Annotated in this window: 21 protein-coding genes and 5 pseudogenes; 14 read left to right on the forward strand and 12 right to left on the reverse strand. The window is 74.1% G+C overall.

All coding sequences use genetic code 11. The features are described 5' to 3' along the window. Nucleotides 1–133, reverse strand: a pseudogene (locus B1205_RS32060) (SAV_6107 family HEPN domain-containing protein); the annotation flags it as partial. 456 nt (nt 134–589) lie between these two features. Here B1205_RS32060 and B1205_RS21435 point away from each other — a divergent pair. The 7 genes and pseudogenes from B1205_RS21435 to B1205_RS21465 all read left to right on the forward strand — a co-directional run bounded on the left by B1205_RS21435 (nt 590) and on the right by B1205_RS21465 (nt 6,440). Next, nucleotides 590–1,180, forward strand: coding sequence for a DinB family protein (locus B1205_RS21435; protein ID WP_089157241.1), 591 nt, complete (start codon nt 590–592; stop codon nt 1,178–1,180). A gap of 67 nt (nt 1,181–1,247) precedes the next feature. Further along, complete coding sequence (locus B1205_RS21440; RefSeq protein ID WP_089157242.1) at nt 1,248–1,736, forward strand: YbaK/EbsC family protein; 489 nt, start codon at nt 1,248–1,250, stop codon at nt 1,734–1,736. Further along, nucleotides 1,733–2,433, forward strand: a pseudogene (locus B1205_RS21445) (monooxygenase). The gene B1205_RS21440 and the pseudogene B1205_RS21445 overlap by 4 nt, the downstream one beginning before the upstream one ends. Continuing rightward, the gene (locus B1205_RS21450) at nt 2,430–2,990 is read left to right on the forward strand and encodes a GNAT family N-acetyltransferase (RefSeq protein ID WP_089157243.1); all 561 of its coding nucleotides are present in this window, start codon (nt 2,430–2,432) and stop codon (nt 2,988–2,990) included. Before B1205_RS21445 ends, B1205_RS21450 begins: the two are co-directional and overlap by 4 nt. Beyond that, the gene (locus B1205_RS21455) at nt 2,987–3,871 is read left to right on the forward strand and encodes a carotenoid biosynthesis protein (RefSeq protein ID WP_089157244.1); all 885 of its coding nucleotides are present in this window, start codon (nt 2,987–2,989) and stop codon (nt 3,869–3,871) included. Before B1205_RS21450 ends, B1205_RS21455 begins: the two co-directional genes overlap by 4 nt. Further along, entirely contained in the window at nt 3,868–4,995 is a 1,128-nt protein-coding gene (locus B1205_RS21460; protein ID WP_089157245.1) for a glycosyltransferase, read from the forward strand. Before B1205_RS21455 ends, B1205_RS21460 begins: the two co-directional genes overlap by 4 nt. Before the next feature lie 12 nt (nt 4,996–5,007). Beyond that, nucleotides 5,008–6,440: pseudogene (locus B1205_RS21465) on the forward strand (phytoene desaturase family protein). Between the two features lie 65 nt (nt 6,441–6,505). Here B1205_RS21465 and B1205_RS21470 read toward each other — a convergent pair. After that, on the reverse strand, nt 6,506–7,195 hold the full coding sequence (locus B1205_RS21470; RefSeq protein ID WP_089157246.1) for a CDP-alcohol phosphatidyltransferase family protein: 690 nt from the start codon (nt 7,193–7,195) through the stop codon (nt 6,506–6,508). 44 nt (nt 7,196–7,239) lie between these two features. Continuing rightward, nucleotides 7,240–8,276 (reverse strand): annotated as a pseudogene (locus B1205_RS21475) (methylenetetrahydrofolate reductase). Between the two features lie 39 nt (nt 8,277–8,315). Here B1205_RS21475 and B1205_RS32065 point away from each other — a divergent pair. Together B1205_RS32065 and B1205_RS21485 are read left to right on the forward strand one after the other, a co-directional pair. Beyond that, entirely contained in the window at nt 8,316–8,876 is a 561-nt protein-coding gene (locus B1205_RS32065) for a helix-turn-helix transcriptional regulator (protein WP_254910109.1), read from the forward strand. Beyond that, nucleotides 8,873–9,955 carry a polyprenyl synthetase family protein gene (locus B1205_RS21485; RefSeq protein WP_089157247.1) on the forward strand — a complete coding sequence of 361 codons (1,083 nt, stop codon included), beginning with the start codon at nt 8,873–8,875 and terminating at the stop codon, nt 9,953–9,955. The genes B1205_RS32065 and B1205_RS21485 overlap by 4 nt, the downstream gene beginning before the upstream one ends. Before the next feature lie 132 nt (nt 9,956–10,087). Here B1205_RS21485 and B1205_RS21490 read toward each other — a convergent pair whose 3' ends face one another. Beyond that, nucleotides 10,088–10,468, reverse strand: coding sequence for an Rv2175c family DNA-binding protein (locus B1205_RS21490; protein WP_089157248.1), 381 nt, complete (start codon nt 10,466–10,468; stop codon nt 10,088–10,090). A gap of 142 nt (nt 10,469–10,610) precedes the next feature. On the opposite strand from B1205_RS21490, the gene pknB reads away from it, so the two are divergent. After that, nucleotides 10,611–12,596, forward strand: a complete 1,986-nt coding sequence (gene pknB, locus B1205_RS21495; protein ID WP_089157249.1) for a Stk1 family PASTA domain-containing Ser/Thr kinase — start codon at nt 10,611–10,613, stop codon at nt 12,594–12,596. Between the two features lie 5 nt (nt 12,597–12,601). Then, on the forward strand, nt 12,602–13,471 hold the full coding sequence (locus B1205_RS21500; protein WP_176308734.1) for a deoxyribonuclease IV: 870 nt from the start codon (nt 12,602–12,604) through the stop codon (nt 13,469–13,471). Nucleotides 13,472–13,617: 146 nt separating this feature from the next. On the opposite strand, the gene B1205_RS21505 is transcribed toward B1205_RS21500, so the two are convergent. The 4 genes and pseudogenes from B1205_RS21505 to B1205_RS21520 all read right to left on the reverse strand — a co-directional run. Then, on the reverse strand, nt 13,618–14,637 hold the full coding sequence (locus B1205_RS21505; protein ID WP_089157250.1) for a threonine aldolase family protein: 1,020 nt from the start codon (nt 14,635–14,637) through the stop codon (nt 13,618–13,620). A gap of 26 nt (nt 14,638–14,663) precedes the next feature. Then, nucleotides 14,664–16,070 carry a class II 3-deoxy-7-phosphoheptulonate synthase gene (locus B1205_RS21510; protein WP_089157251.1) on the reverse strand — a complete coding sequence of 469 codons (1,407 nt, stop codon included), beginning with the start codon at nt 16,068–16,070 and terminating at the stop codon, nt 14,664–14,666. A gap of 57 nt (nt 16,071–16,127) precedes the next feature. Then, nucleotides 16,128–16,655 (reverse strand): hypothetical protein, encoded by a 528-nt coding sequence (locus B1205_RS32070; protein WP_089157377.1) that lies wholly within the window; start codon nt 16,653–16,655, stop codon nt 16,128–16,130. 124 nt (nt 16,656–16,779) lie between these two features. Then, nucleotides 16,780–18,365 (reverse strand): annotated as a pseudogene (locus tag B1205_RS21520) (glycosyl hydrolase family 18 protein); the annotation flags it as partial. A 141-nt stretch (nt 18,366–18,506) separates the two neighbouring features. On the opposite strand from B1205_RS21520, the gene B1205_RS21525 reads away from it, so the two are divergent. After that, nucleotides 18,507–18,995, forward strand: coding sequence for a glutathione peroxidase (locus B1205_RS21525; protein ID WP_089157252.1), 489 nt, complete (start codon nt 18,507–18,509; stop codon nt 18,993–18,995). A gap of 299 nt (nt 18,996–19,294) precedes the next feature. Here B1205_RS21525 and B1205_RS21530 read toward each other — a convergent pair whose 3' ends face one another. After that, entirely contained in the window at nt 19,295–19,798 is a 504-nt protein-coding gene (locus B1205_RS21530; protein ID WP_254910110.1) for a GDSL-type esterase/lipase family protein, read from the reverse strand. Nucleotides 19,799–20,012: 214 nt separating this feature from the next. On the opposite strand from B1205_RS21530, the gene B1205_RS21535 reads away from it, so the two are divergent. Beyond that, nucleotides 20,013–20,696, forward strand: coding sequence for an NADPH-dependent F420 reductase (locus tag B1205_RS21535; protein WP_089157253.1), 684 nt, complete (start codon nt 20,013–20,015; stop codon nt 20,694–20,696). A gap of 123 nt (nt 20,697–20,819) precedes the next feature. Here B1205_RS21535 and B1205_RS21540 read toward each other — a convergent pair whose 3' ends face one another. Continuing rightward, the gene (locus B1205_RS21540) at nt 20,820–21,170 is read right to left on the reverse strand and encodes a DUF2203 domain-containing protein (protein WP_089157378.1); all 351 of its coding nucleotides are present in this window, start codon (nt 21,168–21,170) and stop codon (nt 20,820–20,822) included. Nucleotides 21,171–21,201: 31 nt separating this feature from the next. On the opposite strand from B1205_RS21540, the gene B1205_RS29270 reads away from it, so the two are divergent. Next, the gene (locus tag B1205_RS29270; RefSeq protein WP_140158118.1) at nt 21,202–21,537 is read left to right on the forward strand and encodes a hypothetical protein; all 336 of its coding nucleotides are present in this window, start codon (nt 21,202–21,204) and stop codon (nt 21,535–21,537) included. An 18-nt stretch (nt 21,538–21,555) separates the two neighbouring features. On the opposite strand, the gene B1205_RS21545 is transcribed toward B1205_RS29270, so the two are convergent. Then, the gene (locus tag B1205_RS21545) at nt 21,556–22,608 is read right to left on the reverse strand and encodes an oxidoreductase (protein WP_089157254.1); all 1,053 of its coding nucleotides are present in this window, start codon (nt 22,606–22,608) and stop codon (nt 21,556–21,558) included. Further along, the gene (locus tag B1205_RS21550; RefSeq protein WP_089157379.1) at nt 22,605–22,937 is read right to left on the reverse strand and encodes a hypothetical protein; all 333 of its coding nucleotides are present in this window, start codon (nt 22,935–22,937) and stop codon (nt 22,605–22,607) included. The genes B1205_RS21545 and B1205_RS21550 overlap by 4 nt, the downstream gene beginning before the upstream one ends. Nucleotides 22,938–23,090: the final 153 nt, after the last annotated feature.

The following is a 23,090-nucleotide window of genomic DNA, read 5'->3' on the forward strand; positions in this document are numbered from 1 at the left end:
ACCGGAGGCCGTCGGGACCGGTGCGGGCGGCCTCGGCCAACCCCGCACGCGCCACCACGAGCAGTTGGGCGGGGGTGCGGTGCGGCAGCACGTGCGCGGGCACCGTGGGTGCCGGGGCCGGACTGGTCGGCATGGTTTCTCCTCCGCGTGATGGCCGGGGCGGGCGGTCGCGCGACGGGGAAAACCGTCGCCCGGTCGCCCGGAGCGGTCGGTGCGGAGGAAGACGCACCAGTGGTGGCGGCCGGCCGGGTGTGGACGCTTCCCCACACCACACCCGGCCGGCGTACCGGCGGGTCCGTCGCCCGCCGCCCGGGGGNTGTCCGAGGCCCGGTGCGGCCCGCGGAGCCGCACCTTCCGGAAGCTGGTGCCGCGAAACACCGCTACCGGAGCGTGGAACGGATGCGCGACCCGATCGCACTCGACTTGGATCGCACTCGACGTGGATCGAACTCGAATCGAATCGAACACTCGTTCTAACTACCCTGACAGTACACCTCCACACCGACGAAAACGCAACGTGTGACGCGCCCACGACCACCCCGCCCCACGCGCCCCCACCGGATCGCCCGGGGGCGGCAGACTGACGCGCATGGCTGACAAGGACGACCCGAAGACGGCACTGCGCCACTATCTCCAGGCGTGCCGCGACGACCTGATCTGGAAGCTCGACGGGGTGGGTGAACGCGACGCCCGACTGCCCCGCACCCCGACCGGCACCAACCTGCTGGGCATCATCAAGCACTGCCTCAACGTCGAGGCCGGCTACTTCGGGCCCACCTTCGGCCGCGAGTTCCCGACGCCCGAGGAGCTGGTCCCCCTCGCCGCACAGGAGGACGACCCCCAGGCGGACTGGTACGCCCGGGCGGACGAGACGAAGGACGGGCTGATCGACCTCTACCGACGCGTCGGGGCCTTCGCCGACGAGACGATCGCCCAACTGCCGCTCGACGCCCCCGGACGGGTTCCGTGGTGGGGTCCGGACGCCCCGGACGTCACCCTGCACCAAATCGTCGTGCACGTGATCTACGACCTCGCCCGCCATGCGGGGCAGGCCGACATCCTGCGCGAACAGCACGACGGGGCGATCGGCTGGCAGCGGGGGAACACCAGCCTCCCGCCGGGCCAGGACTGGCCGGCGTACGTCGCCAGGCTGACCGGGCTCGCCGACCGGTTCCGGTAGCCGGCCCGGCGGGAGGCGACGTGGGGTGGTGCGGGCCGGGTGGGCGCGGCGGGAGAGAATGACCGGCATGCAGCCACACCCGAACGTGCAGGCGGTGCAGCGGGCCCTCGACGACGCGGGGGCGCGGGACGGGTCCGGCGACGCCAGCGCCGTTCGCCTGCTGCCCGAGGCGGTGCACACCGCCGCCGCGGCGGCCGGGGCGCTCGGCGTCGACGTCGGCGCCATCGCCAACTCGCTGGTCTTCGACGCGGACGACGCGCCGCTGCTGGTGCTCACCTCCGGCGCGCACCGGGTGGACACCGCCGGGCTGGCCGCCACGCTGGGCGTGACCCACCTGCGCCGGGCCACCCCGGACTTCGTCAAACGGCACACCGGCCAGGTGATCGGCGGGGTCGCCCCGGTCGGCCACCCCGGGCCGCTGCGCACCCTGGTCGACACCGCCCTCGCCGGGTACGACGAGATCTGGGCGGCCGGCGGGGTGCCGCAGGCGGTGTTCCCCACCACGTACGCGGAGCTGCTGCGGATCACCGGCGGCGCACCGACCGAGGTGGCGTGAACCCCGAACTCGTCACGCTGCACGTCTGGCGTGTCCCCCGTCGGGCCGTACCCGGAGCACTCGCCCGGATGGCCACCCACCCGGCGCGGCTGCGCCGGGCGCCCGGTGTCCGCTTCGCCAAGCTGCTCGGCACCGGGACCGGGACCGGCTTCGGCCCGGGCGACGCCGACCTGACCCGGTGGGCCGCGCTGGTGGTCTGGGACTCCCCCGCCGCGGCGGCCGGCTTCGACGCCTTCCCGGTCGCCCGCTCCTGGGCGCGGATTGCCCGCGCCGCCGTGCGGGTGGAGCTGCGCCCGCTGACCAGCCGGGGCCGGTGGTCCGGCCGGGAGCCGTTCGGCACGCCGGCCGGCGGGCGGAGCACCGGGCCGGTGCTGGCGCTGACCCGGGCCCGGCTGCGGGCCCGCCGGGCGGCCACGTTCTGGCGGGCCGTCCCGCCGGNCTCGCCCGGTTCGGCGTCGGCGAGGCGCCGCTGGGCTGGCAGGGCACGGTGAGCGTGTGGCGTGACCCGGCGGACCTGGTCGCGTTCGCGTACCGTTCCCCCGAGCACCGCGCCGCGATCACCCGCACCCCCACCGAGGGCTGGTACGCGGAGGAACTGTTCGCGCGGTTCGCGGTGGGCGACGTGATCGGCGACCGTACGGTGCTCGGCTGGGTCGCCGCCGAGGGCGACCCCGACTCGGCGAGAGGGAACGCATGAGGCTGGTGCGGTGGACGCCGGACGACCTGGTCCGGCGGTTGGACGACGTGGTGGCCGTCTACGGGGAGGCGATGGGTTACCGCGCCGACCTGCTGGAGGCCCGACGTGGCTACATCGCCACCCACTCCCGCCGACCCGGCTTCCGCGCCGTCGCCAGCCTGACCAGCGAGGGGCACCTGGCCGGATTCGGCTACGGCTATCTCGGCGCCAGCGGCCAGTGGTGGCACGACCAGGTGCTGCGGGCACTGGACGGAGAGGCCCGGCAGCGCTGGCTGACCCACCCGTTCGAGGTGGTCGAGCTGCACGTCCGGCCGCCCGCGCAGGGGCACGGCCTGGGCACCCGTCAGCTCCGCGCGCTGCTCACCATGGCCGAGGGCGACACCACCCTGCTCTCCACGCCGGAGGCCGACGAGCGGACGTCGCGCGCCTGGCGGCTCTACCGCCGGTTCGGCTTCGTCGACGTCCTGCGTCACTTCCACTTCCCCGGCGACGAGCGCCCGTTCGGCGTGCTCGGGCGGGACCTGCCGCTGCCCGCGCCCGAGCCGGACGGGTCATGAGCGCGAGGACCGAGCCGGGCCGGCGCGCCCCGAGGGAGTGGCTACCCTGGGCGCTGCTGGCCGTGCTGGTCCTCGCGCAGATCTGCTACCCGCTCACCGGCGGCGCGACCCGGGCCGGGCTGACCGTGGCCACGGTGGTGCTGGGTTGGCTGCTCTCCGTCGGCCACGCGCTGCTCACCCGGGGTCCCCGGGCCGCGCTCGCGCTGGTCGCGGTCGCCACCGGCGGCGGCTTCGCGGTGGAGGCGCTCGGCGTGGCCACCGGGTTCCCGTTCGGCAGCTACGACTACTCCGGCGAGCTGGGCCCGAAGCTGGCCGGCGTGCCGCTGGTCATCCCGCTCGCCTGGACCTGGATGGCCTGGCCGGCGTGGCTGACCGCGGTCCGGCTCACCCAGGTGGTGTTAAGAAGGGGCCCCGCCTATACCGGAGGCGTTAACAAGGGGCCCCGCCTTACGCGGGTTGCGCTGGCGGCGGTGGGGCTCGCCGCGTGGGATCTGTTCCTCGATCCGCAGATGGTGGCCGAGGGGTACTGGACCTGGCGCGACGCCTCCCCGGCGCTGCCCGGGCTGCCCGGCATCCCGGTCAGCAACTACCTCGGTTGGCTGGGCTTCGCGGTGCTGCTGGCCGCCGCGCTGCGCCCGCTCGCCGGCCCGGCCGCCGACCGGGTCGACCGCCGCGACGCCCCGATGTTCGCGCTCTACCTCTGGACGTACGCCTCCAGCGTGCTGGCGCACGCGGTCTTCCTCCGGCTGCCGGCGTCCGCGCTGTGGGGTGCCGCCGGCATGGCGGTGGCCGCGGTGCCGCTGGCGGTGGTGCTGTGGCGGGACCGCCGGGACCGGGCCGCCACCCCGGAGCCCACCCCGCGCGTCGACACGCCAGCATGACCGCCGCCCTCGCGCTGGCCGTCGCCGTCGCCGCGCTCACCGGGCACACGCTGGTCAACGCCGTCGCCTGGCTGCGCCGCCCCACCGCCGGGCCGGCCGAGGTCACCGAGGCGGTGGCGGTGCTGCTGCCGCTGCGCGACGAGGCCGACCGGGTCACCCCGTGCCTGCGCGCCCTGCTCGCCCAGCGCGGCGTGCCCGGGTTACGGATCGTGGTGCTCGACGACGGCTCGACCGACGGCACCGCCGGCGTGGTCCGCGCGGTGGCCGACGCCGATCCCCGGGTCACGCTGCTGACCGGCGTCGCCCCGCCGCCCGGCTGGCTGGGCAAGCCGCACGCCTGTTGGCAGCTCGCCACCCGCGCCGACCCGGCCCCGACCGTGCTGGCCTTCGTCGACGCCGACGTGGTGCTCGGCCCGTACGCGGTCGCGGCGGCGGTGACCGAGTTGCGCGCGGCGGACGCGACGCTGCTGTCGCCGTACCCCCGGATCGTGGTGCGGACGGCGGCGGACCGGCTGGTGCAGCCGCTGTTGCAGTGGTTGTGGCTGACGTTCCTGCCGCTGCGCGCGATGGAACGCTCGCGACGGCCCTCCCTCGCCGCGGCGGGCGGACAGTTCCTGGTCGTGGACCGGGCCGGTTACCTGCGGGCCGGTGGGCACGCGGCGGTGGCCGACAAGGTGCTGGAGGACATCGAGCTGGCGCGGGCGGTGAAGCGCGCCGGCGGCCGGATCGCGCTGGCCGACGGCTCCCGGCTGGCCGCCTGCCGGATGTACGAGAGCTGGCCGGAGCTGCGGGACGGCTACACCAAGTCGCTGTGGGCCTCGTTCGGGCATCCGACAGCCGCGGCGGCCGTGCTGGCGCTGCTGTTCGCGCTCTACGTGGCGCCGCCGCTGCTGACCCTGGGCGCGCTGGTGGCCGGCGCGCCGGCGGTGGCCGGGGTGGCGTTCGCCGCCTACCTGGCCGGCGTCGCGGGACGCGTGGTCAGCGCCCGCGCCACCGGCGGCCGGGCCTGGCCCGACGCGCTGGCGCACCCCGTGTCGGTCGTGGTCCTCGGTTGGCTGACCGTCCGGTCGTACCATCTGCGGAAGCGACGCCGGCTCACCTGGCGGGGTCGCCCGGTCACCTAGGAGGGGCACCCCATGGCGCGCATCGTGGTCATCGGCGCCGGTGTGGGCGGGCTCGCCACCGCCGCCCGGCTCGCGGTCACCGGGCACGAGGTCACCGTCCTGGAACGGTTCGGCACGGTCGGCGGCAAGCTCGGCCGGTGGGCGCACCACACCCCGGAGGGGTCGTGGCGGTTCGACACCGGGCCGAGCCTGGTCACCCTGCCGCAGGTCTTCGCCGACCTGTTCGAGGCCACCGGCGCGAAACTCGACGAATACCTCGACCTGGTCCCGCTCGACCCGATCGTGCGGCACGTCTTCCCCGACGGTGGTCCCACCCTGGACTCCTGTGCCGACCCGGACGAGTTCGCCGCCCGGATCGGCGCCGCGTTCGGTGACCGGTCCGCCGCCGACTGGCAGCGCCTGTGGCGCCGCGCCGAGCGGGTGTGGGGTGCCTCGCACCGGGACATCCTGCGCCGCACCGTGGACTCCCCGCGCGACCTGGCGGCGCTGGCCTGGCGGCTGGGCGACCTCGCCGCCATCGGTCCCGGCCGCACCCTGCGCGGGCTGGGCCGGTCGTACCTGTCCGACCCGCGGCTGCGGATGCTGCTCGACCGGTACGCCACGTACACCGGCGCCGACCCGCGCCGCGCGCCGGCCGCGCTGGTCGCCGTCCCCTACGCCGAACTGGCGTACGGCGGCTGGTACCTGCGCGGCGGNTCCGCACCGATGCGACGGTCACCCGCATCGACGCCGCCGGCGGCCGGGTGCACGGGGTACGCGTCGCCGGGTCGGCCGCGCCGGTCCCCGCCGACGTGGTGGTGGCCAACGTCGACGCGCTCACCGTCTACCGGGACCTGCTGCCGGACCCGCGCCGGCTGGCCGCGCTCACCGACCGCAGCCTCGCCGGTTTCGTGCTGCTGCTGGGCGTACGCGGCGACTCCGGGCTGGCCCACCACAGTGTCTTCTTCCCCGGCGACTACGACGCCGAGTTCGACGCCGTCTTCGGCGACCCCGGTCGCGGGGTGCGGGCCCGCCCGGCGGCCGACCCGACCGTGTTCGTCACCGCCGCCGACGACCCGGCGGTCCGCCCGCACGGCCACGAGGCGTGGTTCGTGCTGGTCAACGCGCCCCGCCACGGCACCGCCGCGGACGCGGTGGACTGGCGGCGGCCGGGGCTGGCCGAGGCGTACGCGGACCGGATCCTCGACGTGCTGGCCGAGCGGGGCGTGGACGTGCGGGACCGGCTGGTGTTCCGGGAGGTGCGCACGCCCGCCGACCTGCACGCGTCCACGGGCGCGCCGGGCGGGGCGATCTACGGCACCGCGGGCGGGTTGCTGCGCCCGGCCAACCGGGGCCCGGCGGCCGGCCTGTGGCTGGTCGGCGGCTCCACCCACCCCGGTGGCGGCCTGCCCATGGTGACCCTCTCCGCGGAGATCGTCGCCACCGCCGTCGGGCCTGCGTGGTAAGGCGGGGGCCCCGCTTAACGTTTTCGGTAGAGGCGGGGCCCCCGCTTAACACCCGCGGCGGCGGGTCAGCCGGCGTCGACGAGAGCGCGGCGGACCGCGGAGAGCAACTGGCCGAGACCGAACCCGGCCAGCAGCACCCACACCGTGGTGGCCATGGTGATCGTGCCGGCGGTCAGGTCGACGTCGACCAGCCCGGTGAGCCCGGCGACCAGCAGCCCGACCAGGGCCACGCAGACCCGGGTCGGTCGCTCCCCCACGGTCACCGCGCCGATCTCCCGCATCCCGGCCGAGACGGACCGGGCCCGCACGTACTCGTGCAACCAGGCCAGGCCACCGGCCGCGACGACCAGCGCGCCGGGCGCGCCGAGCAGCCAGAACGCGATCAGCCAGGCCACCTCGCCCAGCCGGTCGGCGACCGAGTCGTAGACGTAGCCGAGCCGGGTGGTGCGGTTGGTGGCCACCGCCACCGCGCCGTCGACGCTGTCCGCCACGGCGGCCAGCAGCACGAACAACGCGCCCAGGAACGGCCCGTCGCCGGCCCGGCCCACCACCAGGGGTACGCAGAAGCAGAGCAGCACCCCGACCACGGTCACCGCGGTCGGGCCGACCCGCAGCCGACCCAGGACGAAGCCCACGTGGTACGCGAAGCGCAGCCAGGCGCGTACCACGGGCGCGGCCGCGCGGGGATCGAAGCCGCCGTGCAGCCGCGCCCACGCGGTCGCGTACTGGTCCCAGTTCAGCTGTGTGCCCACCACGGATCAACCGTAGAAGGGTGCTCCGGGTGTCGTGTGGCGGGTGGTCACACCCGCGCGTCGGCGCGTAGACGCTGCCAGACCTCGCGGGTGGCGGTGGACCGGTTGAGCGTGATGAAGTGGATCCCCGGCACGCCCTCGTCCAGCAGCTTCGCGCACATCTCGCCGGCCTGCTCGACGCCGAGCCGGTGGACCGCCTCCGGATCGTCGGCCACCCGCTCGAACCGCTCGGCCAGCGCCCGCGGGAACGGCGCGCCGGAGAGCTGCACCGAGCGCTCGATGGTGCCGATCTGGGTCACCGGCATCACCCCGGCGAGGATCGGGGTGTCGCAGCCGGCGGCCGCGACCCGGTCGCGCAACCGCAGGTAGTCGTCGGCGTCGAAGAACATCTGGGTGACGGCGAACTCCGCGCCGGCCCGGNGTACGGGAAGGCGGCCACCCCGACGCAGAAGTCGCCGCTGTGCCGGACCAGCCGGACCAGGTCCTCGGCGTACCGCACGCCCTCCGGGTGGACGACCCACTCGCCGCCCGGGTCGCCGGGCGGGTCACCCCGCACGGCCAGCACGTTGCGCACCCCGACCGAGGCCAGCCGGCCGATCACATGCCGCAGCTCGGCGACGGAGTGGTTGACCGCGGTGAGGTGCGCCATCGGCAGCAGGGTGGTCTCGGTGGCGATCCGCTCGGTCACCGCGACCGTGGTGTCCCGGGTCGAGCCGCCCGCGCCGTAGGTGATCGAGACGAACGAGGGACGCAGCGGCTCCAGCTCGCGGATGGCCTGCCAGAGCAGCTTCTCCCCGGCGGCGGTCTTGGGTGGGAAGAACTCGAAGGAGAAGGTCGGCCGGCCGTCACGGACCAACTCCCCGATGGCCGGTTGGGAGTTGGGAAGGACCGAGGGAAGACCGAGCGCCACGGACCGACTGTAGCCGGATCGGGACTCCGGGCCGAGAACTTCCCAGCCCGCGAGCACGCCACGGGGGCAGCGTCGTACCCCGGGGGTAGAAACGACGGCAGCGCGGTGGGGCGGGCGACCGGCCCCGGGGGCCCGCGCGGGGGCCGACACGACGGCGACGCGGCGGTGCGACACGGCCGGGCGTCGCCACCACGCCGACTCCCGGAGGACCCGATGGACCCGTCCCCGCCGGCCGTGTCCCGCCTGCTCGGGCCGCTCCTGGCCGAGCTGCGGACCGCCCGCGGCTGGAGTCAGCAGCGGATCGCCGCCGAGCTGTGCGCCGCCGCCGGCGTGCCCACGCTCACCCGACACGAGGTGTCCCGCTGGGAACGCCAGGTCCGGCTGCCCGGCGACTTCTGGTCCGCCTGGCTGGCGGCCGTGCTGGAGGTACCGGTCGAGCTGATCGCCGACGCGACCGCACGCAGCCGCCGACGCCGGCGGGGGCCGTTGGCCGCCGGGACGGGACGCGCAGCCGGCAGAGGGCGAGGGCCGCTGGCCGCCGACTCCACCGGGGCGGAATACGCAGCCGCCAGGCGGCGAGGGCCGCTGGCCGCCGACTCCACCGGGGCGGAACACGCAGCCGCCAGGCGGCGGGGCGGACGGTCGCCCGAGCCGCCCGCCCGGCGCCGTCCGGAGCTGCCCCCGGCCACCCGCCGGTCGCGCCCGGCGTCCACGATCGGGCGGCAGCGAGCGCCCGGCGTGCCGCGCGGCACGCCGGGGCGGCGGCACNGGTGACCCACGCTGCTCCCGTCTCCCCCGTCGACCGCGCCGGCCTGCGCCAGCGGATCGACAAGGCGCTCACCGAGTTCCTCGCCGGCAAGCGCGGTTGGCTGACCGCCGTCGACGACGGCCTGCTCCCCGTGGCCGAGGCGATCGAGGCGTTCGTGCTGGGCGGCGGGAAGCGGCTGCGTCCGGCCTTCGGTTACTGGGGCTACCGGGGCGCCGGCGGGGTCGACTCCGACCAGATCGTCGCCGCCCTGGCCGCGCTGGAGTTCGTACAGGCCAGCGCGCTGATCCACGACGACCTGATGGACCGGTCGGACACCCGGCGGGGCGAGCCGGCGGTGCACCGGCGGTTCGCCGCCCGGCACCGCGCAGCCGGGTGGGGTGGTGACGCGGGCTCGTTCGGCGACGCCGCGGCGATCCTGCTGGGCGACCTGTGCCTGGTCTGGTCCGACGAGGTGCTGCACTCCGCCGGGCTGGCGCCGGCGACGGTGGCCCGGGCCCGGCCGGTCTTCGACGAGATGCGCACCGAGGTGACCGTCGGGCAGTACCTGGACGTGCTCACCCAGGCCACCGGGGACACCTCGCTCGACCGGGCCGGCAAGGTCGCCCGGTACAAGTCGGCGAAGTACACCGTCGAGCGTCCGCTGCTGCTGGGGGCGGCGTTGGCCGGCGCACCGGCTGAGGTGCACGCGGCCTACTCGGCGTACGGGCTGCCGTTGGGCGAGGCGTTCCAGCTCCGCGACGACGTGCTGGGGGTCTTCGGCGACCCGACGCGCACCGGCAAACCGGCCGGCGACGACCTGCGCGAGGGCAAGCGGACCTATCTGGTGGCGGCGGCTCTGGAGACGCTCGACCCGACCGGGCGGGAGGCGTTGCTGGGCGGGCTCGGCGTACCGGACCTGGACGCCGCCGGGGTGAGCCGGCTGCGCGAGCTGATCACCACGAGCGGCGCGCTGGAGCGCACCGAGCGCCGGATCGCCGCACTGACCGAGGGCGCGCTGGCCGCCCTCAGCGCCGTCGACCTGGACACCGAGGCCCGCCAGGCCCTGGTCGACCTGGCCATCGCCGCCACCCGCCGCACCGACTGACCCCCACCCCGCACACCCCCACCCCACCGCCCCACCCGCCCAGCCCCGTTGATCATGAAGTTGACGGCGGAGTTGATCTCTTATCGTGCCGCCAACTTCATGATCGACGGAGTGACGGTGGGGCGGGGTGGGTCAGAAGGCTACGGCCTGGGCTCGCCGTTTGACCTCGCGGGCCTGGTCGCCGGCGAGCGCGGTGGCCGGGGTGCCGGGGAGGGTCGGGTCCTCCCGGTAGAGCCAGCGCAGCGCCTCCTCGTCGTCGTACCCGGCGTCGGCGAGCAGGTTGAGCACGCCGGGCAGATGCTTGAGCACGGTGTGGTTGGCCACCAGCTCGGCGGGGATCCGGCGGACGCCGTCGCGGCGCACCGCGAGCAGCTCCCGGTCCCGGATCATCTGGTGCACCTTGCTGATCGACAGGTCGAGGCGCTCGGCCACGTCCGGCAGCGTCAGCCAACCGGCCGGATCGGTCGGTCCGGGCAGGTCGGCGCCGGTCTCGGCGGGTACGGAATCGGTCACCCGACCACCCTGCCATGTGTCCGCGGCTCCCGGCGCACGGCACCCCCGGGCCGCCCGCCGAGCGAGGTGGTCCCTTCCTGTCCCACCCCGGCGGTAACATCCTGTGCAAGGTTCACCGTTCCGACACATAGACTGCCTGCCGATGGACACACAGGTCGCCGACACGTTGCTGGGCTCGCTGATCGACGGGCGCTACCGCATTCGCGGTCGCGTCGCTCGTGGCGGCATGGCGACCGTGTACACCGCCACCGACGAGCGCCTGGAGCGCACTGTGGCGGTCAAAATCATTCACCCGACCCAGGCGCCGCAGGCCCGGGCCCGGATGGCCGGCTTCGTCGAACGTTTCACCGACGAGGCGAAGACCATCGCCCGGCTCACCCACCCGAACGTGGTCGCGGTCTACGACCAGGGCATCCACGCCAACCTGCCCTACCTGGTGATGGAGTACGTCCGCGGCCGCACGCTGCGCGACGTGCTCGCCGAGCGGCGCCGGCTGCACCCCGACGAGGCGCTCGCCATCGCGGAGCAGATGCTCGCCGCGATCGCCGCCGCGCACCGGGCCGGCCTCGTGCACCGCGACGTCAAACCGGAGAACGTGCTGGTCGCCGAGGCACCCACCGGCGGCACCGGCAACCTGGTCGACAGCGTGGTCAAGGTGGCCGACTTCGGGCTGGCCCGGGCCGTCGAGGCGAGCGCCGAGGAGGAGAACGGCAACCAGCTGATGGCGACCGTGGCCTACGTAGCGCCGGAGCTGGTCACCCAGGGGCACGCCGACGCGCGCACCGACGTCTACTCCGCCGGCATCGTGCTGTTCGAGATGCTGACCGGCCGGGTGCCCTACGACGGCGACCGCCCGGTGGAGGTCGCCTGGCAGCACGTCGACCGCGACGTGCCGGCCCCCTCCACCCTGGTGCCGGCGCTGCCGCCGGTCCTCGACGCGCTGGTCGCCCACGCCACCCGGCGTGACCCGGCGGCCCGTCCGGCCGACGCCGGCGCGCTGCTGACCGAGGTGCAGGCGGCCCGCGAGGAGGTGGGCAACCCGCACGCGCACACCACCGTGCTACGGCAGCTCGGCGACGACACGGCGGTGCTGAGCCAGCCGACCCAGGTGGTCGCCGCGGTCCGGCCGGCCGAGCGTCCGGCCTGGGCCCGCCTGCCCGAGAGCGGTGGGCAGCGTCCGCACCGGCGCCGGGCCGCCGAGGAGCCGGAGAGCCTGGGCACCCGGCTGGCCGCTCTGCGTACCCGGATCATGGGCTCGCCGCGCGGCCGGCTGGCCGTCGCCGCGGCGGTCGTGGTGCTCGGCCTGATGGCCGCCGTCGGTGGTTGGTGGTTCGGGGTGGGCCGCTACACGGTCGCACCGCAACTGGTGAGCCTGACGAAGGCCGAGGCGGAGGCGCAGGCCCAGCGCGGCGGTTTCACGCTGCGCTACGCCGACCCCCGGCACGACGAGAAGGTGCCGAAGGACACGGTGCTCGGGCAGGCGCCCGGCACGGCCGCCCGGATCGTCAAGGGCGGCACCATCACGCTAACCCTGTCGCTCGGCCCGGAGCGGTTGCCCGTGCCGGACGTGGTGGGCAAGGACTTCGAGCTGGCCCAGACCGAGCTGACCGACGCCAAGCTGGTGGCGGCCAAGGGCCCCTCCCGTTACGACGACGCGCTGCCGGCCGGGGTGGTGCTGGCCACCGACCCGAAGGTGGGCACGGTGGTCAAGCCCGGGGCGAAGGTGACGCTGATCCTCAGCAAGGGCCGCGCGCCGGTGAGCGTGCCGAACCTGGTCGGCAAGAACCTCAACGAGGCGCGGACCATTCTCGGGAAGCTCGGGCTGACCGCGGAGGAGAACTTCAAGGACTCCGACAAACCGAAGGACGAGATCCTCGGCCAGAGCCCGGCCGACGGCACCGGCGTGGAGCGGGGCACCACGGTCAAGCTGGAGATCAGCAAGGGCCCGCCCCAGGTGGCCGTTCCCGGGGTGGTCGGCATGCCCTGTCAGCAGGCCAAGCAGACGCTGGAGAGCCAGGGCTTCCCGGTCAACGTCCAGCTCAACCCGAACGGCGTGGCCCGGTTGCAGAACCCGGCCGCGAACACCCCGGTTCCACCGGGCACGTCGATCACGGTGACCTGCCTGTGAGCCCGGTGGACGCGGCCGGCGGGCGCCGCTGGGTGGGCTCGCACACCCCCACCTCGGGCGGGCTGGCCCGGGCGGCCCTGCCGTACGCCGAGGCGGCGGCCTCCGAGGCGGTGCAGGTCTACGTCTCCAACTCGCGCGGCTGGGCACTGCCGCCGGGCGACCCGGCACAGGACGTGCTGTTCCGCGACGGCTGCGGCGAGCGTGGCCTGCCGGTGTTCATCCACGCCTCGCTACTGGTCAACCTCGGCTCTCCCACGCCGGCCACGGTCACCCGGTCGGCGGAGACGCTGGCCCACGCGCTGCGGCGCGGCCGGGCCATCGGCGCCGAGGGGGTGGTGTTCCACGCCGGCAGTTCGGTCGACGCCGGGCATGCGGAGGCCGCCCTGCGGCAGGTGCGGGAGTCGCTGCTTCCGCTGCTCGACGAGACCTCGGCGACCGGTGGCCCGATGCTGCTGGTCGAGCCGAGCGCCGGGGGCGGCCGGTCGCTGGCCTCCCGGGTGGAGCACCTCGGCCCCTACCTCGACGCGGTCGACCGGCACCCCATGCTGGGCGTCTGCTTCGACACCTGCCACGCCTGGGCCGCCGGGCACGACCTGGCCGCCGAGGGCGGCATGACCGCCACGTTGGACACGCTGGTCGCCACCGTGGGCGCCGGCCGGCTGCGGCTGGTGCACGCCAACGACTCGAAGGACCTGTGCGGCTCCACCCGGGACCGGCACGAGAACATCGGCAAGGGCAGCATCGGCGAGCCGGCGTTCGCCGAGCTGATGCGCCACCCGGCGACCGCCGGGGTGCCGGTGCTGGTGGAGACCCCGACCGAGAAGCACGTCGGCCACGCCGCCGACATCGCCACCCTCAAACGCCTCCACCCCTGACGCAGACCCGACCCCGACCCCGGGCCCCGGGCCCCGGCCGTTGATCATGAAGTTGACCGCGCGAATTGTCCGGTTCGATGCCGCCAACTTCATGATCAACGCGGTCGGGAGCGGGGTGGGGGTGGGGTGGGGGGTGGGGGTGGGGGTCAGGCTCGGAGGAGGGTGGTGAGGATCTCGGCGGCGCGGTCGGCTTGGGCGTCGGTGACGTCCAGGTGGGTGACCAGCCGGGCGGTACGCGGGCCGAGCACCGACATCAGCAGGCCCTGCTCGCGGGCGGCCGCCGCGAGGGCGTGCGCGTCGAGCGGGTGCTTGGTCAGGTCGATCGGGACGATGTTGGTTCGCACCCCGGTCGCCAGCACCCCGTGCGGGGCGACCGCCTCCGCCAGCCGGGCCGCCTTCGCGTGGTCCTCGACGAGTCGCTCGACGTGGTGCGCCAGCGCGTACCGGCCGGCGGCGGCCAGGATGCCCACCTGCCGCATCCCGCCACCCATCCGCTTGCGCAGGAACCGGGCCCGGGCGATCTTCTCCGCGCTGCCCACCACCAGCGAACCGACCGGCGCGCCGAGGCCCTTGGAGAGGCAGACCGACAGCGTGTCGAACAACGCGCCGTACTCGGCCAGCGGCACCCCGTCGGCGACGTGCGCGTGCCAGATCCGGGCGCCGTCGCAGTGCAGCGCGAGCCCGTGCTCGTCGGTGACCTCCCGCAGCCGGCGCAGCGTCGACAGCGGGATCACCCCGCCGCCGCCGCGGTTGTGCGTCTGCTCCACCGCGACCGCCCGGGTCGGCACCGCGAAGTAGCCGTCCGGCCGGATCATCCCGACGACCACGTCGGGGTCGATCTCCGCGCCCACCGCCGGCCAGGTCCGTGACGAGATTCCGGCGTACGCGGCCGCGGCCCCGATCTCGTACGTGACCACGTGCGCGTCGGCGTCGCAGAGCAGTTCGTCACCGGGCGGGACGAGGAGCTGGAGGGCGAGCTGGTTGGCCATCGAACCGGTCGGGGCGAACAGCGCCGCCTCGTGCCCGAACCGGGCGGCCACCTCGGCCTCCAGTGCGGTGACGGTGGGGTCCTCGCCGTAGACGTCGTCGCCCACCTCGGCGGCGGCCATGGCCTCCCGCATCCCCGGCGTCGGCCGGGTCACGGTGTCCGAACGAAGATCGATCACACTATCCACGGGGCTCACTCCTCGCGTCAGCCACGGAGCATCTCCGCGACCAGGAAGGCCAGCTCCAGCGACTGCTGGGTGTTGAGTCGGGGGTCGCAGGCGGTCTCGTACCGGTCGGGCAGGTCGAGGTCCTCGATGCCCTGGGCGCCGCCGAGGCACTCGGTGACGTCCTCGCCGGTCAGCTCGACGTGCAGGCCGCCCGGGTGGGTCTCCAGGCCGCGGTGCACCTCGAAGTAGCCGAGCACCTCGTCGACGATCCGGTCGAAGTGCCGGGTCTTGTAGCCGTTGGAGGACTCGTGGGTGTTGCCGTGCATCGGGTCGCACTGCCAGACGACCTTGGCGCCGGCGGCGGTCACCTTGGCCACGATCGGCGGCAGCGCGTCCCGGACCCGGTGGTTGCCCATCCGGCTGATCAGCGTGAGCCGGCCGGGGATGTTGTCCGGGTTGAGCTTCTCGCACAGCTCGATCGCCTCGTCGGGCGACGTGCCGGGGCCGAGCTTGACCCCGATCGGGTTGGCGATCCGGGAGATGAAGTCGATGTGCGCGCCGTCGATCTGCCGGGTCCGCTCGCCGATCCAGAGGAAGTGCCCGGACAGGCCGTACGCCTTGCGGTTGGAGATCCGAGTCAGCGCCCGGTCGTACTCCAGCGCCAGCGCCTCGTGGGAGCAGTAGAGCGTGACCGTGCGCAGCGCGTCGTCGTCGGTCATCCCGCAGGCGCGGATGAAGGCCAGTGCCCGGTCGATCTCCCGGGCGATCGCCTCGTAGCGTTCCCCGGCGGGTGACCGCCGGACGAAGTCCTTGTTCCAGTCGTGCACCGCGTGCAGGTCGGCCAGCCCGCCGGCCAGGTACGCCCGGAGCATGTTCATCGCGGCGGCCGAGTTGGCGTACGCCCGGATCATGCGCTGCGGGTCGGCGACCCGCGCCTCCGGCGTGGCCTCCAGCGAGTTGATCATGTCGCCGCGGTAGGCCGGCAGGCCGCGCGCGTCGGTGGGCAGGGACCGGGGCTTGGTGTACTGGCCGGCGACCCGGGACACCTTGATCACCGGCAGCGACGCGCCGTAGGTGAGCACGATCGCCATCTGCAGCAGGGTGCGGGCGTTGGCCAGCAGGTGGCTCTCGGTGTTGTCGGCGAACGTCTCGGCGCAGTCCCCGCCCTGGAGCAGGAACGCCTTGCCCTCGCAGACCAGTGCCAGCCGCCGTCGCAACTGGTCGACCTCGTAGGGCGCGACCACCGAGGGGACCGTGTCCAGCACGGTGCACACCTCGGCGACCTGCGCCGGGTCGGTCCAGGGCGGGGTCTGCGCACGCGGCAGCTCCCGCCAGCGGTCGAGGCCGAGGGCCGCGTCCTCGGCGGAGTCGGCGGTCGGGCGGCTGGTCTGGAGACCGGTGCTGCCCACGTCGGGGTGACTGAGCTGGTGCCACTCATGGCGCATGGGAGAAAGCGTACGGCGACCCGAGCGGTCACTCGCCGCCGAGGGGGATGGTTCCGGTCACTGGGAGGGCATCGGCGGGGCCGGCTCGCCCGGCGGTGGCCCGGTCGGATCAGGGGTCGGCTCGGCCTCGGGGTTGACGGGCACCTCGCCCGAGATGCACCAGTCCGCCCCGCTGCGGGTGACGGTGAACAGCAGCGACCGGGCGGCCGTACGCGAGCCGGCGGCGACCGTGATCGTGGCGCTGACCTCCTGGCCGTGCGGCCCGGAGCGGACGCCGGTGATGGTCGCCTGCGGCACCGTGAAGTGGTCGGCGAAGTCGCCGTTCAAGCCGGTGGCGGCGGTGTCGAAGGCCGAGTGCATGGGCTCGCAGAGCTGGCTGCGGCCGGCGGCGACATCGCGGGCGGCCAGCGCGTCCAGGTACGCCTGGACCCGCTCGCGGCTCTTCGCCGCGGCCTCCTGCGCCGGTGCCCGACCGGTGGGTGTGGCGGTGCCGCCGGCCCCGGGGGCGCCGCAGCCGGCCAGACCGACCGGCAGGAGCGTGAGCAGGGCGAACGCGGCGACCCGCCCTCGGTGTGCGCGACTCATCGACCCCTCCTCCTCGCCCGCGGACCCGTCGAGCGGCGAGTCTGACACACCGGCCGGCACCACGCCCACTTCTGCCTTCCCGGGGACGGCACACGGGCGGGGAGGGGCCGGTGCGGCCCCTCCNGCCGAGACCGCCCTTGATGGCGCTGATCAGCTCACCGTTGCTGGTGTCTCCGGAGAGCTCCCAGAAGAACGCGCCACCGAGGCCCTGGGTGTTGGCGTAGCTCATCTTCCCGCCGATGGTGGACGGGGTGTCGTAGCTCCACCAGTTGCTGCCGCACTTGGCGTACGCGGTGCCGCCGACGGTGCCGGTGGCCGGGCAGGTGTTCTTGAGGACCTTGTAGTCCTCGATGCCCGCCTCGTAGGTGCCCGGGGCGGCGCCGGTGGCGGTGCCGCCGGGTGCGGCCTGGGTCACGCCGGTCCAGCCGCGTCCGTAGAAGCCGATGCCGAGCAGCAGCTTGTTGGACGGCACGCCCTTGGACTTCAGCTTCTGGATCGCCGCGTCGGACCAGAAGCCCTGCTGCGGGATGCCCGAGTACGAGTAGAGCGGCGAGTGCGGTGCGGTCGGCCCCTGGGCCGCGAACGCGCCGAAGTAGTCGTACGTCATCGGCATCAGCCAGTTGAGGTTCGACGCCGCGCCGGCGTAGTCGGTCGCGTCGATCTTGCCGCCGTTGCTGCCGTCGGCGGTGATCGCCGCGGTGACCAGAGCCGAGGAGCCGAACTTGCTGCGCAGCGCGGAGATCACGTTCTTGAACGCGTTCGGGCCGCTGGTGTCACAGGTGAGGCCGCAGGCGTTCGGGTACTCCCAGTCGACGTCGATGCCGTCGAAGACGTCCGCCCAGCGCGGGTCCTCGACCAGCGAGTAGCACGAGTCGGCGAACGCGGCCGGGTTCTGCGCGGCCTGGGTGAAGCCGCCCGACCAGGTCCAACCGCCGAAGGACCAGATGACCTTCAGGTTCGGGTACATCTTCTTGAGCTTGCGGAGCTGGTTGAAGCTGCCGCGCAGCGGCTGGTCCCAGGTGTCGGCCACCCCGTCGACGCTGTCCGCCGCGGTGTACGCCTTGTCGTAGTCGGCGTAGCTGTCACCGATGCTGCACCGTCCGCCGGTGGTGTTGCCGAAGGCGTACAGGATGTGGGTCAGCTTCGCGGCCGAGCCGCTGGTGTGGATGTTCTTGACGTGGTAGTTGCGGCCGTAGACGCCCCACTCGGCGAAGTAGNCGGCGGCTTCGTGGTGGGCGGCGCCGTCGTGGTCGGCGGCTTGGTGGTCGGCGCGGTGGTGGTCGGCGGGGCGGTCGTCGGGGTGCTGCCACCGGCGCAGGCACCGCCGTTGACCGTGCAGTTCGACGGGCCCTGGTACGCGCCGGCGCCGTTGTAGCCCCAGCTGAAGCTGGCGCCCGGGGCGAGCGGCCCGGCCCAGCTCTTGTTGACCGCGACGTAGTGGTTGCCGCTGCGGGTCACGTCGGCGTCCCAGAAGCTGCTGATCGTGGTGCCGGAGGGCAGGTCGAACTCGAGGCGCCAACTGCTCACGCTCGCCCCGGTGCCGTTGGTGACGGTCACACGCGTTTCGTGACCGGTCCCCCAGTCCTGCACCTTGGTGAACGTGGCGGTGACGCTGCCGGCGGCCGACGCGGTGGTCATGGGCACCGCGGCGACCGCGAGCGCGACCACGGCGCCGGTGGCCCACAGGGCCCGGCGGAGCGATCTCTTCATACGGCGTCTCCCCAATAGTTAGGAAACTTTCCAGATTGGTTGCTGAGACGCTACTCACGCCGTCATCAGTTCGTCAAGATGCAGATGCTTCGATTTCGCGGGTGGCGCGCGACGACCGGGCCAGGGCCGTAGCCTCGTCGCATGACCGTTTTCGACGCGCAGATCGACGCCCTCACCGGCGGCCCGGCCGATCTCGGCCGCTACCGCGGCCGCGCCCTGCTGGTGGTCAACGTGGCCTCCCGCTGCGGCCTCACCCCGCAGTACGCGGGCCTGCAGGCGCTCGCCGACGCGTACGCCGACCGGGGGTTGACCGTGCTCGGCGTGCCGTGCAACCAGTTCGCCGGCCAGGAGCCGGGCAGCGCCACGGAGATCGAGGAATTCTGCCGGGTGGACTACGGCGTGACGTTCCCACTGACGGAGAAGGTCGACGTCAACGGCCCGGGTCGGCACCCGCTCTACGCCGCGTTGGTGTCCGCTGCGGACGCCGAGGGGCACACCGGCGACGTGCGCTGGAACTTCGAGAAGTTCCTCGTCGCGCCGGACGGCACGGTGGCGGCCCGGTTCGCCCCGCAGGTCACGCCCGACGATCCCGAGCTACGCGCGGCGATCGAGAAGGTCCTGCCGGCCTGAGCGCACGGCGCAGCGGCGTGCCTCCGGGCGAGGAGGCACGCCGCTGGCGGTTCGNCCGGCGGCGGACCGGAAGACCGGGTAGTAGCCGCCGGACTGTCCCGCGGCCGTCGGGTGGTACGACTTGGTCAGGTTCAGCACGTTCAACGCGTGCAGCCACTTCTCCCCGTAGCTGCACAGCTGGTGGCCGACGAAGGCGGACCGGACGTCGGCGAACGTGAAGCCGGCGGAGGTGGCGGCCGTCCGGGTGATGTCGTCGAGCAGGTTGATGCCCTCGTTGATCTTCGCCCGGGAGGTGGCGGTCAGCCCGACACAGACGGTGCCGAGCTGGTAGAAGACCGGGTAGCCGACGACCACGACGCGGGNTGGTTGCGGGCCACGCTCATGGCCGAGTTCACGGCCGCCACGCACTGCGTCTCACCCTGGAGCACACAGGTGCTCATGATGTTGGCGAAGCCGACGTCGTTGCCGCCGATCGTGACGCTGACCAGCGTCGTGGTCGAGGAGAGCGCGGAGAGCTGGTTGTTGATGACGTCCGAGGTGGTGGCGCCGGAGCAGGCCACCGAACGGTACGAGGCCGGTCGGATGTTGGCGTTGTAGAGCGCCGGGTAGGCGTTCGTGCTGCGTAGGCAGTTGCCGCTCTCGGAGGTGTAGCTGTCGGCGCCGACGCCGGAGGCGTACGAGTCGCCGAGCGCGACGTACCGGTCGGACGGGGATGCCTGCGCGGGCGCGGCGGCCAGGGTCAGCGTGACCCCGATCGACGCGGCCAGGGACAGGGCGAGGGTGGCAAGACGGGATCTCCGCACGTCGCACTCCAGGGGATGGGAAGTGGTGGTGGGAGATTGATACCAATGAGATCACCAAACATGGAAGATCACCGATTGGCGGTCCCTGCTCATAACGACTTGTGCCTACAAATTGGTGCCAGGCCAGCGCGGCTGAATGAAGGATTTCGCCAAGGCGAACAACCCATCGACCCGGTCGGGAATTCCGCCGGGTGCCGATCGGGTTGGCACCGACATGACGACTGTGGGACTGATCGGCAGCGGCAACATCGGCGGCACGGTGGCACGGCTCGCGGTGGACGCCGGCCACCAGGTGGTACTCAGCAACTCACGGGGGCCGGAGACGCTCCAGGACCTGGTGACCGAGCTGGGCCCTCGCGCCCGCGCGGCCACCGCCCAGGAGGCGGCGACCGCCGGCGACCTGGTGGTCGTCACGATCCCGCTGCGGGCCTACCGGGAGGTGCCGGCCGCACCGCTCGCCGGAAAGGTCGTGATCGACACGAACAACTACTACCCCGAGCGCGACGGGAACGTCCCGGAGCTGGACGACGAGTCCACCACCACCAGCGAACTGCTCCAGCGACACCTGCCGGACTCGCACGTGGTGAAGGGCTTCAACAACATCTACTTCGCCCATCTGCGCGTCCTCGGCCGCCCGGCCGGCGCGGCGGACCGCACCGCCCTGCCGATCGCCGGTGACGACGCGGCGGCCAAGGCCACCGTCACCGCGTTCCTCGACTCGCTGGGCTACGACGCCGTCGACGTCGGGCCGCTCGCCGAGGGCTGGCGGTTCCAGCGCGACACGTCGGCGTACGCCGGCATCTACGCCACCGACGGCGACTGGGAACGGCCGGCGTCGGTCGACGCGCAGCGGTTGCGGGCCGCTCTCGCGCAGGCCCGCCGCTACGCGGACGCCTGACCCCCGACACCCGGCGGCCGGTCCGTCCGGCCGCCGGGTCCGCACCGGTGGAAAACCGGTGGGTACGGGCCGGCTCGAACCGACGGGGGCGGGCCGGCCCGGATCGGGCTGGACGGCGGCTGGTCAGACCGGGCGGCGGCCGGCGAAGCCGCACTCGACCCGGTGGTACCAGCGGACGTCGGTGTCCCCCTCCAGCCAGCACCAGAGCACCGCCCGGCCGTCGCGCTCACCGGGGAAGTCGAGCAGCACCGGGGCGATCCCCTTGACCTCGATGCCGTGCTGGTGGAACTCCTCCACCACGGTGTGCAGTTGGGCTTCCAGGCCCTTGACCTCGGCGAGCCCGCCGAGCACGCTGACGCCGTGGTCGGCCAGGTCGACCCGCAGCTCGGCGAGGTCGGCCCGGAGCCGGATCAGCTCGTCGACGCGCGGCCGCAGGGTGGCCACCAGGTATCGCGCCTGGGCGAGAGTGAACACCGGGCCAGTATGCGGCACGACGTCGCGCTCGGTGTTCCGGTACCGCGGCAGTGCCATCGCCACCCGGCCCCGGCAAGCGGTGGTACGAAGCCCGGCTGCGACCATCGACGAGCGGTCACTCGTTCGACTGATCCTCCGACAGCCGCCGGCCACGCCGAATCGCTTCGTCGTAGACGCCCATGTCGATCGCATCCGCCGTCAACTCGTCCAACGCCTCACGGCGCGTTCTCGATCGGTGTTCCCCAACACCGGCAAGCCTGGTCAGGCACAGGGTGGCGGGCGGCGCCCGGTGGGCCAGCTCGACGAGGTCGATGTCCGCGACCTCGGCATCGTCACGAATTCCAACACACCTCTAGACAACCTGTAAGGAATCTCTCTGGTTTCATCAGATGACCGGCAGGTGGATGCGCTCGGCCGGCACCCCGGCGGCGAGCAGCCGCAGCCGCGACCCGGCGACCATCGGCGGCGGCCCGCACAGATAGACCTCCTGGCCGGGCCGGTGATGGTCGAGCGCCACGGTGAGCGCGTCGCCCCGCTCCCCCGGCTCGGCAAGCGGATCGTGCGAGAACGCCGGCACCAGCGTCAGCCAGTCGTGCGCGCACTGGAGCTTGTCGAGGCTGATCGCGTCGTAGAGGTCGGCGAAGGCGCGAGCGCCGACGACCATGGTCACCCGCCGCCCGGCCGGCGCCGAGGCGACCTGCTCGACCAGGGCGCGCAGCGGCGCGAGCCCGGTGCCCCCGGCCACCAGCAGCAGGTCCGCCCGCGACGCGGGGTCGAGACACAGCCCGACGTCGCGTGGCGGGCCGAGCCAGAGCCGGTCGCCGGGGCGTACCTCTTGGACCAGGGCGCGGGAGACGGCGGCGACCGCCCGGACGTGCAGTTCGATCGTGCCGTCCGGGCGTGGGGCGTTGGCCGGCGAAAACCAACGCCACCGGCCGGGCCACCGCTGCGTGCAGACCGGCACCGCCGCACCCGGCCGGACCGGCAGGCGCCGCTCGGGGCGTACCGTCAGGCTGGCGACGCCCTCGGCGTCGCGCTGGTGGTCGACGACCTGGGCCGGCTGCCAGGCCGGGCCGTCGCCAGCCCGCGCGGCGGCCCGGGTCACCGCTGCCGATGCCCGCCGGGCGGCCTCCGCCCACGCCGCCGCCAGCTCCGGCGTCCCGGGCGCGTGCCGGGCGACGGTGGCGGTGAGCGCGGCCTCGACGGTGGCCCGGTGCGGCAGCAGGCGATAGCGGCGGTAGGCATGGCCGAGTACGGCCAGCAGCGCCGCCCGGCCGGCCGGGTCGTCGCCGCCGGAGGCCAGCCGCCCCAGCGCGGCGAGGAACACGATCGCCTCCCGCTGCGGGCAGCGCTCCTCGACCGCGCGCCAGAAGTCCTCGGCCGCCGCGTCGGCGTACCGCAACACGATGGACCACGACGCGGCCAGGGCGGCGGTCACGCGCCGGCCTCGTCCGCGAAGGCCCGCCGGGCCGCGTCCACCGCACCGGCCGGCACGTCGAGCGCCCACAGCACCCCGGCCAGGTAGTCGACCACGCGGCGGTGCTGCTCCTCGGTCAGGCCCAGGCCGCGCCACGCGCCGGCCGCCGGCCCGCCGAGCGCCACCGTGAGGGTCAGCGCGAGATGCCCGGCGAGCCGGGCCCGATCAACCCCGATGAGGTACGGCGCCAGCTCGGCGTCCGCCGCCACCAGCCGCAGCCACCGAGCCACCACGTCGCGCGCCCCCGCCGGCCCGAGCGCGTCAATGGGGTACGGCCCGAGCCCGCTCACGCCCACCGCCAGGTGCCCAGCATCGCCACCATGGAGAGTCCTTTCGTCGATTTCGCGAAGTGGAGCGGCACCGGGGCGGGCGGGGACGGCGGGCGCACTGTCGGCAGCGCCCGCCGGAGCCCAGCACCCGCCCNGGCCATGGGGACAGGTTCG

Source organism: Micromonospora sp. NBS 11-29, assembly GCF_002140155.1.
Classification (GTDB): domain Bacteria; phylum Actinomycetota; class Actinomycetes; order Mycobacteriales; family Micromonosporaceae; genus Micromonospora.